The organism is Leifsonia virtsii (assembly GCF_030433675.1).
Lineage (GTDB): Bacteria > Actinomycetota > Actinomycetes > Actinomycetales > Microbacteriaceae > Leifsonia > Leifsonia virtsii.
In genome coordinates this window covers 43103-58593 of the sequence record NZ_JAROCB010000002.1, presented here as the reverse complement: position 1 = coordinate 58593, position 15491 = coordinate 43103, and the positions used below count along the sequence as shown (strand labels likewise).

Here is a 15491-nt window from a genome sequence, read left to right as displayed (position 1 = left end):
CGCCGCGACCCCGCACCGCTGAGGCCGAGAGGAACCCCGGTGTTTCACGCGCTCCTCGACCTCGACATCGTCGACGGACCCGTTCCTATCGTGGTCTTCACGCTCGCCGCGGTCCTCGCCGTCCTCGTGCTGTGGCGGCGGCACTCCGCCCGGCGACTCCTGGTGCTCGCGGCGGCCGCGGCCGTCGGCGGCCTGGCCGCCGTGGTCGCCTGGCTCGTCTGCGTGCGCTGGCTGAACCTCTTCGGCGAGTCGCTCGGCTACGGCAACTACCTCTGGATCGCGGCCGCGTTCGTCGCCGCCGCGGTGGCGCTGGCGAGCATCCGGCGCCGGCCGCGGTGGCGGACCGTGGTCGCGATCACCGCAGTGCCCGTCTTCGCGCTCGCCGCCGCGGTCGGCATCAACGCCAACTACGGCATCAACCGCACCCTCGGCAGTGCGCTGGCCGTCGCCTACTCGAAGCCGCTCACCCTGGCGCCTCCCGCCGGCGCGTCGGCCGGGTACGACCGCGAGCTCTGGAAGCACTGGTCGCCACCCGCCGACATGCCGGCGCACGGCGAGGTGGGTACGGCCGCCATCCCGGGCACGGTCAGCGGGTTCCGCGCCCGCGAGGCGGGTCTGTACCTGCCGCCGGCGGCGCTGGTGAAGCATCCGCCTGCACTGCCGCTACTGGTGATGATGATGGGTCAGCCCGGCAATCCCGATCCCGAGCCGATCGCCACGGTGCTCGACCGGTACGCCGCGAGCCACCACGGCCTCGCGCCTGTGGTGGTCGTGGCCGACCAGCTCGGCGACCCTTACACCGACACCCTCTGCCTGGACACGGCCCGCCTCGGTCATGTGGAGACCTACGTGACGCAGGACGTTCCCGCGTGGGCCGCCGCTCACCTGCCGGTCACCCGGGACCACCGGTTCTGGACGGCGGCCGGATACTCCAACGGCGGCCTCTGCGCGCTCTCGTTCTCGATCGACCATCCGGATGTGTTCGCCAACATCCTCGATGTCTCGGGAGAAGCCTTCCCGGGAGCCGAGCACCCGGATGCCACCCTCCGCGACGCGTTCCACGGCGACGCGGACGCCTACGAGGCGAGCAAGCCGTTCAACAAGCTGCGCCACTTCTCGCATGCCGGCATGACGGCGATCTTCACCGCCGCCCGCGACGACCCCGGGTTCCACCACGTCGCCCTGCAGGCGGAGTCCGCCGCAACGGGTGCGGGAATCGACACCGCTTTCGTCGACCTTCCCAACGGAGGCCACGGCCGCGGTGCGCTCATCGGGGGCCTGGATGCAGGGGCCGGGCTCCTGTTCCCGATCCTGGGTCTCGAACGGCCGAAGAGCTAGAGCGGTTACCGCCCGCGACTGAAATCGTGGGCCTGCACCTGGGCGATCGCGCGCTCCAGCACCCGGATCGCGGCGTCGATCTCGTCATGGTCGATGCCGGCGAGCGCGACCGCGCGCACCTCCTCGAACGGGTCCGGGAGACCGTCGAGCAGCTCGCGGCCGGACGGCGTCAGGACGAGCTCACGTCGCCGTTGATCGACCGCGGAGGTCAGCTGCTCGACGAAGCCCTTGCGCACCAGGGTCGACACGATGCCGCTGAGCGCTGCCCGTTCCGCGCCGATGACGCGGCCGAGGTCGCGCTGTGCGGTCGGTCCCGCCGCGGCGAGGTGGCGGAGGACCAGCCACTGGGTCGCGCCGACGCCGTGCGCTCTCAGCAGCGTCTCGACGGCCAGCCGATTCGCGTAGTAGTACCGCTTCGCCCACGTTCCGAGCGAATCCTTCACCTGATCCATGTCACCACGGAATGCTCTGGTTCTCCCACCGGGTGAAGGTGCCGCTCGGTCCGTCGGGGCCGAGCAGGCACACGCGCACCACCTCGCGTGAGCCGTCCTCCACGGATTCGGTCCCCGCGAACGAGTTCAGGTTCGTGGCGGTGAACGCCGGCGACACCAGGTTCACCTTGATGTCGGTGTCCTCGAGCTCGACCATGATCGCGAGGGTGATCGCGTTCTCCGCCGTCTTCGACGCCGGATACACAGCGCCGTACATGGAGTGGTACGGGTAGCTGGGGTCGGCGTTGGCCGCGAGGGACCCCACGCCGCTCGACACGTTCACGATGCGCGCATCGGACGACTCCCGCAGCAGCGGGAGCATCGCCTGGTACACCGCGAGGGTGCCGAAGACGTTCGTCTCCCAGACCGTGCGGATCTCATCCAGGGACGCGGTGCTGGCCTTGTTCGCTGCGGCGTAGCCCTCGAGGAAGTCGCCGTCGGGCCGGGCAGCACGCGAGATCCCGGCGTTGTTGACGAGGAGATCCAGCCGACCGAACTCGCGCTCGATCCGAGCCCGAGCCGCCTCGATCGAGGCCGTGTCGGTGATGTCGATCTGGATCGGGATGGCTCCGTCGCCGATCTCCCGGGCCGCGGCGACGCCCTTCGCCTCATCGCGCGAGCCCAGGAGAACCGTGACGCCGTTGGCCACGAGCTCCTTCGCGACCTGGAAGCCGACTCCTTGATTCGCCCCCGTGATCAGGGCGATGCGTTCGAACGTCATCATTCCGCCTTTCGTTCGGTACCGAATCACTTTCGCACGGTACCGAACGATCCGCAAGACCCGCCGCACACGACACAGGGCGGGCCGGCACTCGACTGCCGGCCCGCCCTGTGCGCTCCTCGTTACTCCGTCGCGCGGCGTCGGCGGATCAGCAGGAAGGCCGCTCCACCACCGAGCAGAAGCAGGGCGATGATCCCGGGTGCGACGATGTCGCTACCGGTGAAGGCCAGCCCGGTCCCCGGCGCGCCCGGGTCGATCGGCGTGCTGGTGTCGCAGCTGCCGGCCGGGTCGCACGAGCCGCCGTCCACGGCCGGGTCGACCGTGTTGATCAGACGGCCGTTGCCGCTGCCCGCGCTCTTGACCGTGACGGAGTAGGTGACCGTCAGAGTCTCCCCGACGGCGAGCGGGCCGGACCAGGACAGGACCGTCCCGTTCAGCGTCGCACCGTGGGTGGCGTCGCCGTTGTAGGTGGCGTCATCCAGCACGTCCTTCATCTCGTCGGTGAAGGAGGCCGGCGTGGCCGACGTGTAGGCGAACTGGCCGGTGTTGACGACGGTGATCGTGTACGACACCTTCGCACCCGGCTTGACCGCACTCGTGGTCGACACCGTCTTGTCGACCGTGTACGAGCCGACCGGGGTGTTGGTCAGGCAGTCGCCGGCGGTGTCACAGGCGCCACCGGGGCCGGTGGGCACGACGGCGTTGACGAGGTGGTGGTTGCCGGAGTCCTGCTTGCCCACCGTCACCGAGTACGTCACCTTCACCGCCTGGCCGGCCGCGAGCGGTCCCGACCACGACAGCATCGGAGCCGCGTAGGTCGCGCCGCCGGTGGCGTCATTGTTGTAGGTGGCGTCGTCCAGCACGTTCGTCAGGTCGTCGCGGAACGACGCCGGCTTCGCTGCGGTGTAGTCGGTCCTGCCGGTGTTCGTCACCGTCACCGTGTAGGTGATGGTGCCGCCCGGGGCGACCTCGGACTTGTCCGCGGTCTTGGCGACCGTGTACGAGCCCGACGGGATCGTGACCGCGCACTCGGCGTTGTCGGTGCCGGCCGGGCAGTCCCCGCCACCACCGGTGGGGGTGACCACCGTGTTCGGCATCACCTTGTCGCCGGTGTCCGGATCGTTCACCGTCACCGAGTAGGTCACCGTCACCGTCGCACCGACGGCGAGCGCCCCGGACCACGACAGCGTCGGCGCCGCGTACGTCGCGCCGCTGGTCGCGTCGTTGTTGTAGGTGGCGTCGTCCAGCAGGCCCGACAGGTCGTCGGTGAAGGACGCCGGAGCCGAGGCCGTGTAGTCGACCGTGCCGGTGTTGGTCACCGTCACCGTGTACGTGACCGTCTGACCGGGGGTGACCTCGGTCTGGTCGGCCGTCTTGGTCACGCTGAACGCCTGCACCGGCGTGGTCGTCGTGCAGTCGCCGGGGGTGACGCACGAGCCGCCCTTCGTGGGGTCGCCCGTGACCGTGTTGGTCAGGGTGCCGTCACCGGTGCCCGCCGGGCCGACGAGCACCTGGTAGGTGATCGTCTGGACGGCTGCGACCGCGAGCGGACCCGACCAGGTCAGGGTGTTCCCGGCCACGACGGCGCCGTTGGTGGCCGAACCCGCCACGTAGGTGGCGTCATCCAGCACCGCGGACAGGTCGTCGGTGATCGACGCCGGGTCGGTGGCGGTGTAGTCCGCTGCGCCGGTGTTCGTCACGGTCACCGTGTAGGTGACGGTGTCACCCGGGTGCGCAGGACCGGCCGACGCCGTCTTGGCGACCGTGTACGACCGCACCGGGTTCGTCGTGACGCACTCACCGGTCGCACACGCTCCGCCGCCGCCCGGCACGACACCGTTGGTGAGCGTGTGGTCTCCGGCATCCGGCGTGTTGACGGTCACGGAATAGGTAACCGTGACGCTCTCACCCGCGGCGACCGCACCGGACCACGACAGGGTCGGGGCCGCATACGTGGCACCGTTGGTGGCGTCGTTGTTGTACGTGGCGTCATCCAGCACCGCCGACAGGTCGTCGCTGAACGACGCAGGGTTCCCGGCGGTGAAGTCCGCGGTGCCCGTGTTCGTCACAGTCACCGTGTAGGTCACCTTCGCGCCCGGCGCGACGGCGCCGGCCGGGGACGACGACTTCGACACCGTGAACGAGCGGACGTCCGTGGTCGTCGAGCACGAGCCCGCGGGGTCGCACGAGCCGCCGGGCGAGTTCGGCCGGACCGTGTTGGTCATCACCTTGTCGCCGGTGTCCGGGTTGTTCACCTTCACCGCGTAGGTGACGACGACCGTGTCACCGGCCGCGAGGGCGCCGGACCAGGTCAGCGTGTTGCCGTTGACCGTGGCGCCGTTGTCCGGGCCGCTGACGATCGTCCCGTCGTCCAGCACGCGGGAGAGGTCGTCGGTGAAGGTCGCAGGGGCCTGCGCCGTGTAGTCGATCGCGCCGGTGTTCGTGACCGTGATCGTGTAGGTGACGGTGTCACCGGCGGTCACCTCGGTGGTCGAGGCGGCCTTCGCGACCGTGTACGAACCGGACGGGATGTTCACCGTACAGGCCGGGTTCCCCGCGTTCGTGTCGCAGTCGCCGCCGCTGCCCGGCGGGGTGACGACCGTGTTGTTCAGGTGCTGGTCGCCGGTGTCCGGGTCGTTCACCGTCACCGAGTAGGTGATCGTCGTGGTGTCGCCCGCGGCGAGTGCGCCCGACCACGACAGGGTCGGTGCGGTGTAGGTCGCGCCGCCGGTCGCGTCGTTGTTGTAGGTGGCATCGTCCAGCACCGCCGACAGGTCGTCGCTGAACGAGGCCGGCGCTGCCGCGGTGTATTCCACCGTGCCGGTGTTCTTTACCGTAACCGTGTACGTCACCTTCTGACCGGGCACCACCTCGGTGCGGTCGGCCGTCTTGGTCACCGAGAACGACTGCACCGGCGTGGTCGTCGTGCAGTCCGCCGCGGTCGCACAGCTGCCACCGTTCGTGCCCGGGGTCACCGCGTTGGTCAGGTTGTGGTCGCCGGTGTCCGGGGAATCGACCTTCACCGAGTAGGTGATCGTCGCCGTCTCACCGACCGCCAGCGGCCCGGACCAGGACAAGGTGGACCCCGTCACGGTCGGAGCCGCCGACGCCGACCCCGCAGAGAACGACACCGCCGCGTCGCCGTTGTACACGGCGTCATCCAGCACACCCGACAGGTTGTCGGAGATCGTCGCCGGGTTCGCCGCGGTGTACGAGATGTTGCCGGTGTTCTTCACCGTCACCGTGTAGGTCAGGTTGCCGCCCGGCTGCACGGTGGCCGCCGACGCGGTCTTCGCGACCGTGTATCCCGGGTTCGGGCAGAGCGCCGTGGAGGTGACCTCGGCGTCGAAACCCTCCGCGAGGTAGGCGCTGCTCACCTGCACGAGGATTGTGTTGAGGCCCGTCTTCCAGTTGCCCGCCATCGAGGTGGTCGCGGCGGAGTTGGCGCCGAAGCCGCCACCCATCCACGGGTTGCTGGGCGACTGGGGGAGGTTGGTGCCGGTCTGGGCGACGTCGTTGACCCAGACGCCGTTCACGCTGTTGTCTGCCAGCCACTTCATGTTCAACTCGAAGCTGGCCGGGTCGACCGTCGGGTCGAGGTTGAACTGGTACCGGTAGTACCAGTCGCCGTAGCCCTGCGCCTGATTCTGGCCGACGGCCGGGTCGACGTAGTTTGCGGAAATCCACTGCGACTTGCCCGATTGACTGTTCGCCCAGGCGTTGTTGACCTTGCCCGCCTGCGCCGGAGCGTATGTGGTGCCCGCCGGCGGCAGCGCCGGCGGGTGCGACTGGTTCGCGGGAGCCGTCGGGGTGTTCACGTAGTTCAGACCGGTGTAGCCGCCGGCGACCGTCCAACGCTGATCCGTCGCACCGTTGGCGATCTGGCCGCCAGTGGTGGCGTTGTAGCCGGTGTTGAAGATCGCAGGATCGGTCGTGCAGCCGATGTTCGGGATGGCGAGGTCGGAGAAGGTGACCGTGGTGTCGCCCGGCGGGTTCAGGCCGGTCTCGGTGACGTTGCCCGGACCGTTGGTGAAGCTGCCGGCGACCGGCGAGGTCACCTGCACGGTGATCGTGCAGGACGCCTGACCGGCCGTGAGGGTGCCGTTCGTGATGGCGATGGTCGTGCCGCCGGCGACGGCGGTCTTCGTCGCATTGCAGGTGCCGCCGACGGTGCCGTTGGCCAGGGTGAGCCCGGCGGGCAGCGTGTCGGTGAAGCCCCATCCGGTCTTCGAGGCGAGCTCGCTGGTGTTGGTCACCGTGAAGGTGAGGGTCGAGGTGCCGCCGGTCTGCACGGAGGTCGGGGTGAAGGCCTTGTCCAGCTGCGGGGTCACATCCAGGATGCGGATGTTGTCGAAGGCGGCGTCGTTGCCGCTGCCCGAACCGTTCGCGTTCTGCATCCGGATCCCGAGGGAGGAACCGCTGAACAGCAGCGAGCCGTTCGAGGTGTACGTACCGACATTGGCAGCGATCGCGGGGACCGAACCGTTCGCCGGCGTGTTCACCGTCTGTCCGGAGGAGCAGGCGTTGAGCTGCCCACCGACGTTGGTGGCGGTGCCCGCCTGGTTCAGGAAGGCGAACTGGTAGAGGGGTGCCGAAACCTGGCAGTTGATCGCTGCCGTGTCGACGCTGAAGGTCAGGAACCGGCCCGTCGAGGATGCCAGCGGGATGTTGCCCACCGTCTGGAACTCCGTTGCGTTCGCACCGGGGTTCCCCTCGGTGTAGGCCGCGACCACGTGATTCGCGCCCGGGGTGGCCGAGCCTGCGAACACACCGAGCGCGTAGGCCAGCTGGTTCAGCCTCGCGGCGTCGTTCTCGGTCTGACAGTTGCCGAGAGTGGTGGACGGGGTGTTGAAGTTGCGGACCTGGCCGTTGCAGTTGGTCAGCCAGACGTTGTCCGCGGTGTACTTCTGCCCACTCGCCCCGGTGTACGCCGTCAGGCCCACGGGCGTGTTGGCGACGCCGTTCTCGAAGTTCTCCTGGAACACGGTGGTCACCGCCTGAGGTGTTCCGGGGGTGCCGGGAGCCGCCTGCGCGGCGGTGGTGACGAGCGTCGTGGTCGCAACGACCGACAGCGTCAGTGCCAGCGCGCCGATCGACGCAACCAGCTGCATCCGCCGCGATCGGAGCTGCGGCATCAGGCCGACGCGCCCCTTCCCACCTTCGTGCTTGCCCACTGAGACCTCCCCGAATTCCAGAGGACAGACCGCCCCCATTTCGGGACTCAGCTAATCGGGCACGACACGCCGACTTCTCGCCGGAGGACGAAATAGACCCTTCCGGGGGCGGAACTTAACCCTTTTTGTCCCCCAGAGGGGGGTACATTCCGTACCGCGAGGGGGGGGCCGACGGACGTCCCCATTCGGGTTACACGCCTCGACGAGGCGCTGGGCCGCTGCCCTCGGCCCTCGAAAGTTTTCGAATCTGGCAATCTACTCTCGTGAATGCGCGATGACTTCGGACAGCACTGAGGACGAGAGCCACCCGAGCATCGACCCCAGACGGGATCCCCAACGATTGGCCGCAGCGGTCACGGCCGCGGCGAAGAAGGAGGGCTGGCGCCCCGCCGCCGCCCTCATCGAGAAGAACTGGGACGCCTTCGCGAACGAGGCGCCGCAGCACCTCCTCGCCGCGTTGAAGGCGCTGCCAGGGGAGGCGTTCGTGGAGACGCCCGGCCTCCTGGTCGCCGCCAGCTACCTCCAGCAGGTCACTGTCAACGGGGAGCCGTCCCGGTTCTTCCACGACGCCCGGCTCGAGCCGCAGCTGCGCGACGACGACAGCGGAGACCTGAACACCCTCATCCTGCTGACCGGGCAGGCGGCCTCCGCCCGCACCGCCGGCCGCCTGGACGAGGCGCGGTCGGCGGCCGAGCAGGCGAGGGACATGCTGCTCGCCATGCCCGCGGCGCAGCGGGCCCCCATGGTCGGCTCGCTGCCCCACCTGCGATTCCAGTGGGCTCGCACGCTGGATGTGACCGACGCTCCCGGCGCCCTCCCGGAGTACGAAGCCTCCTACGAGCTGGCGCGACTGACCGGGCAGTCGGTGATCGCCCGCCGGGCCGCGGGCCACATCGCCTGGCACCACGCCGAGCGCGGCAGGCTGCAGCGGGCGGAGCTCTGGCTCGCCCGCGCGAACGGCGAGCCCGCGACGAACAGCCGCTACGACGCGATCGTCTTCCTCACCTCCGCACTGCTCCGGTACGACCGCGGGGAGAAGGACGCCTCGCAGCACCTCGGCCGCGCCCTCGGCCTGCCCCTCGGGGAGCACCGGGCGGCCGCGACCTGGCTCGCCGCCATGCTCGCCCACACCCAGCACGCCGCATCCTCCGTGCACTCCGAGCTGGAGGCCGAGCTCGAACGCCACCCCGAGGTGCACGACCTTCGCGGCGCGAACGGCCGCTACATCAAGGCCGCGCGCGCCCGCCTCGCCCGCCTGCGGCCCCGGCTGCGGGTCGATCTCCCGCTCCCCGATCCCCCCGGCGCACTCGACCTGCTCCTCGCAGGGGTGCAGGCGTACCGCGGCGGCCGCCCGAGCGAGGCCATCGCGCGCAGCGAGGCTGCCACCGGCCTCACCGCTGCGCCCCGGGTGGAGGCGCCCGCCCACCTCATCGCCGCCGCCTCCCACCTCCTGCTCGGCCACACCGGCCTCGCGGTCGACTCCTTCCGCCTCGCCAACGCGATCATCGGCCGCGAGCGCCTCTTCTCGGCCTACGGCTTCATCCCGCCGGACGCCGCGTCGGCCCTCGCCGACCTGGCGGGCGAGACCCTGCACGGGACGGACAACGCGCCGAGCGACCCGAAGCTCCCCACGCTCACCAAGAGGGAGCGGGAGGTGCTCGACCTGCTGGCGACCGGCCTGCCGATGGGCCGCCTCGCCGCCCAGCTCTACATCAGTCCGAACACCCTGAAGGCGACCGTCCGCGCCCTGTACCGCAAGCTCGGCGTCACCTCCCGCCAGCAGGCGGTGGATGCGGCACGCCGCCGCCCGCGCTAGGGCGGCTCCTACTCTTTCGCGACCCGGCGGAACGGCGCCGCGAAGGTCTGCGGCAGCAGCGCCGCGCGGCGCGCGAACAGGGCGACGGCGAGGGCGGCGTAGACGCCCGAGACGATCCAGCGGGCCTCCGTCGAGGTGAAGACGAAGGAGGCCGCGAAGAGCACGAACAGCGCGGCCGCCCAGCGTCCGGAGAAGCGCAGGCCGATCAGCATGGCGACGCCGAGCAGGGTCTGGGTCGCGGTGAGGACGAACTCCTCGACCTGACGGCCGTCCATCGGGAGCGCCCAGCCGCCTCCGCCGATCAGGTGCGCGATCGGCAGGGTGCCGACCAGCGCCGTCCACTGGTTGACCTTGCTCGCGAGCTGGATGCCGACGCCCATCGCCGCCTTGCCGCGGGCGGCGAAGATGATCGCGATGACGAACTCGGGCGCCTCGGAGGCCAGCGGGGCCAGCCACTGCACGAGCAGGAAGTCGTCGATCCCGGCCGCCCGTCCCCCGGCGATCAGGCTGTGCGCGAAGGGCTCCGCGAGCAGCAGGATGACGACGGCCGCCAGCACGAAGATGCCGATGACGGTGACACGTCGCGCGACCGTCGGGAGCGACCCGATCGCCTGGGGAACGCCGACCAGCTCCGGCTCATCGCTCTCGCCGGTGGAGACCCGCCACAGGTAGTAGACGAACAGGGCGAGCAGCGCGACCCCGAGGAGCACGTGGATCTGCCCGGTCAGCGGGATGAGCAGCGTCAGCAGCGAGGCGATCAGCAGCAGCCCGAGCTCCACGCGGTTGTCGTCGGGGAGGCGGATGGCGAAGGGCCGCGTCCGCACGTCCGGGTCGACGCTCGCCTTCCGGCGGCGGGCTCCGCGGAACACGAGGTAGGCGACCAGGAGGATGAACGGCCAGCCGAAGCCGAGCAGCAGCCGGTTCGATCCCGTCATGTTGGCCGCAGCGTATTGAGCCTGGCTGGGGTCGGACCCGGCGGTGAAGGCGAAGTAGAGGTCGATGGCGTACTCGGGCAGGATCGCGATGATCGCCAGCAGGCCGACGGCCAGTCCGCCGGAGATGTCGACCTCCGCCGCCTCCCCGGCCCAGGCGAGCGCGAACGCCGCCGCGACGATAGCGAGCCCGTACATCACGATGCCGACGACCGGAGCCGGCTCGATGCCGCTCAGGCGCCGCGCGACGCCCTGGGCGACGACGAGGGCGACGATCCCCAGCGGGATGACGAGACGTCGGAGCGTTCGGGACTCGGGCGCGCGTGTCTCAGTGGTGGTCATGTGTCTTGCGGCCTCTCGGTCGAGGGCGCCGGACAGCATGCAGCAAGGAGAGTCCGGTCGCCGTGATGGGACCGAAGGTCTCGCTCGCCCGGATACGGGAGGCACGCCGGGCCGCACCGACGCGGCCAGTATGTCGACGTGCCCTCACGCCCGGGTGACCGGGCGCGGAGCTACTCCCCTTCGCGCGTCCATTCTCTCAATCCGCGCCCGGCGGCATCGGGCCGGCGGGCGGATTCCCAGTGTTCAGCGCGGGCTAACTCTCATGTCTGCCGGGCCGTGTCGCGGAAGATCTCGACGGCCTCCCGCACCGCGTAGTAGACGATGACGAGGGTGGCCGCCGAGTCGGCCCACCACCAGCCGAGGAGCGTGTTGAGGAGGACGCCGAGCAGCACGGCGCAGGCGAGCAGGCCGTCCACCATGGTCACCCGGCCCTCCTTCTGCAGCACCGGGTTGCCGAGCGCGCGACCGGTCCTGGCCTTCAGCGCCGCCAGCACGAACATCGCGACGGCGGTGACGCCGGTCCAGACGATCCCGCCGACGCTGCCGTCCGGTCGGTGGCCGGTGAGCAGGGCGACCGCCGTCTGCACGAGGAGGTAGGCGGCGAGGGCGACGAACGCGGCGCCGATGAGCCGGAGCGCGAGCCGCTGACGGTGCTCTCCGGTGCCGGACAGCTCCCAGATCACGACCGTGCTGGCGCCGATCTCGATCAGCGAGTCGAGGCCGAAGCCGGCCAGGGCGACCGACGCCGAGGTGGTGGCGAGGACAGCGAGCACGACGACGCCGACGACGTTCCAGCCGAGGGTGATCCACTCCAGCGTGAAGCCGGTGCGGAGGAGCGCGTGCCGTCGATCCGGCGCCAGGTCGGTCATCCGTGGCGCCCTGGGATAGGGGTGACGACGAAGTCGTCGAGGTTGCGCAGCTCGGCCCTGACGTGCTCCGAGGCGTGCTCGGCCACGTGCGCGGCGTCGCGCAGGCTCACAGCGTCCGTCGCGACGACCGCTGAGCCGAGGAGGCGGTGACCCACCCAGCGCAGCTTGACGTCACGCACGCCGGTGACCCCGTTCACATGCCCGAGTGCGTGCTCGACGCGGTCGAGCAGCTGGGGGTCGACCGCATCCATCAGGCGTGCGCCGACGGACTTCACGGTGCCCCAGAGCAGCACGAGGATCGAGATCGAGATGAGCAGACCGATGATGGGGTCGGCGATCGGGAAGCCGAGCAGCACGCCGATCGCGCCGAGCACGACCGAGAGCGACGTGATCCCGTCGAGCCGTGCGTGCACGCCGTCGGCGACGAGGGCGGCGGAGCCGATCCTGCGCCCGACCCGGATGCGGTAGATCGCGACCAGCTCGTTGCCGGCGAACCCGATGAGTCCCGCGGCGATCAGCCACCAGGCGTTCTCCACCGGCCGCGGGTGGATGAAGCGGTCGATCGCCTCCCATCCGGCGACCACCGCGGAGAGAGCAACGACGAAGACGATGAACAGCCCGGCCAGGTCTTCCGCGCGGCCGAACCCGAACGTGTAGCGACGAGTGGCGACGCGGCGGCCGAGGACGAAGGCGATCCAGAGCGGCACCGCCGTCAGCGCGTCCGCGAAGTTGTGGATGGTGTCGGCCAGCAGCGCGACGGACCCGGTCACCACGACGAAGAGCAGCTGCAGCAGCGTCGTGCCGAGCAGGATGAACATCGACACCTTGACCGCGGTGACCCCGGCCTTGCTCGCCTCCAGGGCGTCGTCCACCGAGTCGGCGGCGTCGTGCGTGTGCGGGACGAAGAGGTCGTAGAGGAAGCCCTTCACGCCGCCGTGCGGGTGCGGGTGGTCGTGGTCGTGGTCGTGCGCGTGCGGGCGGTCATGACCGTGCTCGTGCGCATGTTCGTGCGTGTGCGTCCCGCTCACGCCGTCGCCTCGTCCGTCGCCGCGGCCTCGGGGTGGTGGTGGCGCGGCGTCCCGCCGAGCGAGTGCTCCGCCTGGAAGATCGCGTCGGTCACCAGCCGGCTGGCGTGCTCGTTCTCGAGCCGGTAGAACACGCGCTGCCCGTCCTGCCGGGTGGAGACGATGCGGGCGAGGCGCAGCTTCGCCAGGTGTTGGGACACGGCCGACGGCTGCTTGTCCAGGATGTCCGCCAGGTGGTTCACGGAGAGCTCGCCCGCGTCCTTCAGCGCGAGCACGATCCGCACGCGGGTCGCGTCGGCCAGCATCCCGAACACCTCGACCGCGAGCTCGACGTACTGGCTGTCGGGAAGGCGGCCACAAATCGGCTTATCTGCATCCATACGCAGATACTAACCGACTGCGCCGGACGGTCACACGGCCGCGAACCCCTTCGCCGCGAACCAGTCGAGCACGTCCGTCGCCACGTCCTGCCAGCCGGAGTCCATCGTGAGCGAGTGCCCCTTGCCCTCGTACTCGTGGAACTCGGTCACCGACGATGTGTTGTCGGCGTACAGCTTCGCCACCGCGGCCGTCACCGACCTCGGCACCGTGTGGTCCTCCGTCCCCGAGCCGAGCAGCAGCGGGCCCCGAACCGCCGTGTGCGCGTCGACGGCGGCCGGCGAGTTGCGGACGAAGTTCGCGGTGGCGTCCTCAAAGAGCGGGCGGCCCGGTCCCGGGATGGTCCAGGCAGCGTGCAGGGCGTCCGACTCCTCTTCACTGATCGCATTGCCGAACGCGTAGCGGAACTGCTTGGCGTTCAGGGCGACGGTCCTGGATCGGTTGGCGGGGTTGGCGAGCACCGGGAACGCGGACTTCAGCTGCGCGAACGGCAGGATCTTGACGCCCTTGATCGGCGCCGGGTCGATCGCGGCGGCGGCCGCGACGAGGTCGTTGGCGAGCAGCTCCTGGGCGATGAGCCCGCCGAACGAGTGGCCGACGGCGATCGGCTTCTCGTCGAGATTCTCGATCAGATCGGCGTAGTGGTGGCAGATCTCCGCGATGCCCTGGTTGTTCAGGCCGTCCGGGTTCGCGCGCGTCGCCTCGACGGTCTCGAGGTCGCCCGGCCAGCCGGGTGCGGTGGTCGCGTATCCCTTGCTCTCGAACAGGTCCTGCCACGGTTTCCAGGCGCTGGAGTGGATCCAGAGCCCGTGGATGAAGACGACGTTGCGTGCCATGGTGCGCTCCTTGCGGGGTCGAACGGTTGAGTCGAACGGTTGATCGGGGTGGTTCAGAGGGTCTTGATGAGGCCGCCGTCGATGAGGAAGTCGGCGCCCGTGACGTTGCCCGCGCGGTTGCTTGCGAGCAGCAGCGCCAGGTCGGCGACCTCGGACGGCTGGGTGAAGCGTCCGGTCGAGAAGCCGCCCTGGCTGGCCACGACGCGGTCGCGGGCCGTGTCGAAGTCGACACCCATATTCCTGGCCGCCGTCGCGGCGACGCCGTCGTCTCCCAGCCAGAGCTGGGTCGCCACCGGACCGGGGCTGATGACGTTGAAACGGATGTTCTGCGGACCGAACTCCTTGGAGAGCGCCTTGGACAGGTTCCAGACCGCCGCCTTCGCCGCGGAGTAGTCGACCACCGGCGGGTCGGGGAGGAAGGCGTTGACCGATCCGATGGTGACGACGTTGCCGCCGCCGCGCTCCAGCAGCAGCGGGATCGCGGCCCGCGTGGTGCGGACGGCAGCAAGGAAGGTGAGGTTCAGGGAGTTGAGCCACTGCTCGTCGGTGATCGCGAGGAACCCCTCGAAGCGGAAGGTGAGCGCACCGACGTTGTTGACGAGGATGTCGAGCCCGCCCCACTCGGCGGAACGCGCGACCAGCCGCGCGGGGGCGTCCGGCTCGGTCAGGTCAACGCTCTCGAAGAGGACGCTCCCGCCGGCGACCAGTTCGTCGAGCTCAGAGGTCGAGGACCGGGCGCCTGCGACGACCCGGACCCCCTCCGCGACGAGGCCCTGCACGATGGCAAGCCCGATGCCTTTGCTCGCGCCGGTCACGACGGCGACTTTCCCCGAGAGTCCGAGATCCATGCCCAGACCGTAGGGGGTGAGGATGCCCTGCGGCCAGACCTGCGGGCGATCGAATTAACACCCCCAAACGGGTGTCAGCTTAAATGCCGACACGGTCCTACTATCGATCCAACCCTTACGAACCCGAAACTCGCTGGGCCACCGCAATCGCAGGCTGCACTCGCGGCCCGCACAACATCCCGAACCCGACCCGCTCGCGATCCGCCGGCCGCACCACTCACCCGACGCTTTGACGTGCAACCCGATGGAAAGTACCCGAAACTTCCATGCTCACGAAGCTGAACCCTGCCCTGTCCGCACCCCTGCTGTCCACCCTGAGCGCCGTCCGCTCCGGCCAGTGGATCGCCGTCACCTCGTTGCCCGTCGACGACCGCGCCGTCACGCGCGGTGACGGCTCGCTCGAAGAGGTCGCCGACGCGATCTTCTCGTTCCTCCCCGTCAGCCGCAACACATCGACGCCGCTGGTCGCCTGGCTCGGCGCCCCCGATGACGACGCCCACCTGGACGCGTTCTTCGCCTTCCAGGGCATCGTCCGGGACGCTGAACGCCGCACCCTCGAGATGGCGCGACTCGAAGAGCTGCCCGCCGGAGTCTTCGCCAGCGCGGCCGCCGTGGTCACCGTGCCGAGTACGACGGAGTTCGTGTTCTTCGTGTGCGTCGGCCAGGGCGAGCACGAGGCGGCGCCGCTCGTCGTGAGCGCGCGCGACCTCGCCGCCTGAGC

Annotated in this window: 12 protein-coding genes; 3 read left to right on the top strand and 9 right to left on the bottom strand. The window is 70.0% G+C overall.

The window, feature by feature from the left end; genetic code table 11:
• Positions 1-39: 39 nt before the first annotated feature.
• Positions 40-1338: an alpha/beta hydrolase gene (locus tag P5G59_RS06250; RefSeq protein ID WP_301217070.1), complete on the top strand. Its 1299-nt coding sequence runs from the start codon at positions 40-42 to the stop codon at positions 1336-1338.
• Positions 1339-1343: 5 nt separating this feature from the next.
• On the opposite strand, the gene P5G59_RS06245 is transcribed toward P5G59_RS06250, so the two are convergent.
• From P5G59_RS06245 to P5G59_RS06235, 3 genes are all read right to left on the bottom strand, one after another.
• A complete protein-coding gene (locus tag P5G59_RS06245; protein ID WP_301217069.1) occupies positions 1344-1790 on the bottom strand; it encodes a MarR family winged helix-turn-helix transcriptional regulator in 447 nt (148 codons plus the stop codon).
• A 1-nt stretch (position 1791) separates the two neighbouring features.
• Positions 1792-2550 (bottom strand): SDR family NAD(P)-dependent oxidoreductase, encoded by a 759-nt coding sequence (locus P5G59_RS06240; RefSeq protein ID WP_301217068.1) that lies wholly within the window; start codon positions 2548-2550, stop codon positions 1792-1794.
• A 122-nt stretch (positions 2551-2672) separates the two neighbouring features.
• Entirely contained in the window at positions 2673-7724 is a 5052-nt protein-coding gene (locus P5G59_RS06235) for a beta strand repeat-containing protein (protein ID WP_301217067.1), read from the bottom strand.
• Between the two features lie 340 nt (positions 7725-8064).
• Here P5G59_RS06235 and P5G59_RS06230 point away from each other — a divergent pair, with 340 nt between their 5' ends.
• Entirely contained in the window at positions 8065-9540 is a 1476-nt protein-coding gene (locus tag P5G59_RS06230; protein WP_301217066.1) for a helix-turn-helix transcriptional regulator, read from the top strand.
• A gap of 8 nt (positions 9541-9548) precedes the next feature.
• Here P5G59_RS06230 and P5G59_RS06225 read toward each other — a convergent pair whose 3' ends face one another.
• From P5G59_RS06225 to P5G59_RS06200, 6 genes are all read right to left on the bottom strand, one after another.
• Entirely contained in the window at positions 9549-10814 is a 1266-nt protein-coding gene (locus P5G59_RS06225; RefSeq protein WP_301217065.1) for a sodium:proton exchanger, read from the bottom strand.
• A gap of 260 nt (positions 10815-11074) precedes the next feature.
• Entirely contained in the window at positions 11075-11683 is a 609-nt protein-coding gene (locus tag P5G59_RS06220; RefSeq protein ID WP_301217064.1) for a cation efflux transmembrane domain-containing protein, read from the bottom strand.
• Positions 11680-12711, bottom strand: a complete 1032-nt coding sequence (locus P5G59_RS06215; RefSeq protein ID WP_301217063.1) for a cation diffusion facilitator family transporter — start codon at positions 12709-12711, stop codon at positions 11680-11682. The genes P5G59_RS06220 and P5G59_RS06215 overlap by 4 nt, the downstream gene beginning before the upstream one ends.
• The gene (locus P5G59_RS06210) at positions 12708-13088 is read right to left on the bottom strand and encodes an ArsR/SmtB family transcription factor (protein ID WP_175336977.1); all 381 of its coding nucleotides are present in this window, start codon (positions 13086-13088) and stop codon (positions 12708-12710) included. The genes P5G59_RS06215 and P5G59_RS06210 overlap by 4 nt, the downstream gene beginning before the upstream one ends.
• A gap of 30 nt (positions 13089-13118) precedes the next feature.
• The gene (locus P5G59_RS06205) at positions 13119-13922 is read right to left on the bottom strand and encodes an alpha/beta hydrolase (protein WP_301217062.1); all 804 of its coding nucleotides are present in this window, start codon (positions 13920-13922) and stop codon (positions 13119-13121) included.
• Positions 13923-13975: 53 nt separating this feature from the next.
• The gene (locus P5G59_RS06200; protein WP_301217061.1) at positions 13976-14770 is read right to left on the bottom strand and encodes an SDR family NAD(P)-dependent oxidoreductase; all 795 of its coding nucleotides are present in this window, start codon (positions 14768-14770) and stop codon (positions 13976-13978) included.
• A 266-nt stretch (positions 14771-15036) separates the two neighbouring features.
• On the opposite strand from P5G59_RS06200, the gene P5G59_RS06195 reads away from it, so the two are divergent.
• Positions 15037-15489: a hypothetical protein gene (locus P5G59_RS06195; RefSeq protein ID WP_301217060.1), complete on the top strand. Its 453-nt coding sequence runs from the start codon at positions 15037-15039 to the stop codon at positions 15487-15489.
• Positions 15490-15491 lie beyond the last annotated feature (2 nt).

Coding starts and splice junctions, on each gene's coding strand:
- P5G59_RS06205 (WP_301217062.1), bottom strand. CDS start 13,922: ATGGCACGCAACGTCGTCTTCATCCACGGGCTCTGGATCCACTCCAGC.
- P5G59_RS06195 (WP_301217060.1), top strand. CDS start 15,037: ATGCTCACGAAGCTGAACCCTGCCCTGTCCGCACCCCTGCTGTCCACC.
- P5G59_RS06245 (WP_301217069.1), bottom strand. CDS start 1,790: ATGGATCAGGTGAAGGATTCGCTCGGAACGTGGGCGAAGCGGTACTAC.
- P5G59_RS06225 (WP_301217065.1), bottom strand. CDS start 10,814: ATGACCACCACTGAGACACGCGCGCCCGAGTCCCGAACGCTCCGACGT.
- P5G59_RS06210 (WP_175336977.1), bottom strand. CDS start 13,088: ATGGATGCAGATAAGCCGATTTGTGGCCGCCTTCCCGACAGCCAGTAC.
- P5G59_RS06220 (WP_301217064.1), bottom strand. CDS start 11,683: ATGACCGACCTGGCGCCGGATCGACGGCACGCGCTCCTCCGCACCGGC.
- P5G59_RS06200 (WP_301217061.1), bottom strand. CDS start 14,770: ATGGATCTCGGACTCTCGGGGAAAGTCGCCGTCGTGACCGGCGCGAGC.
- P5G59_RS06240 (WP_301217068.1), bottom strand. CDS start 2,550: ATGACGTTCGAACGCATCGCCCTGATCACGGGGGCGAATCAAGGAGTC.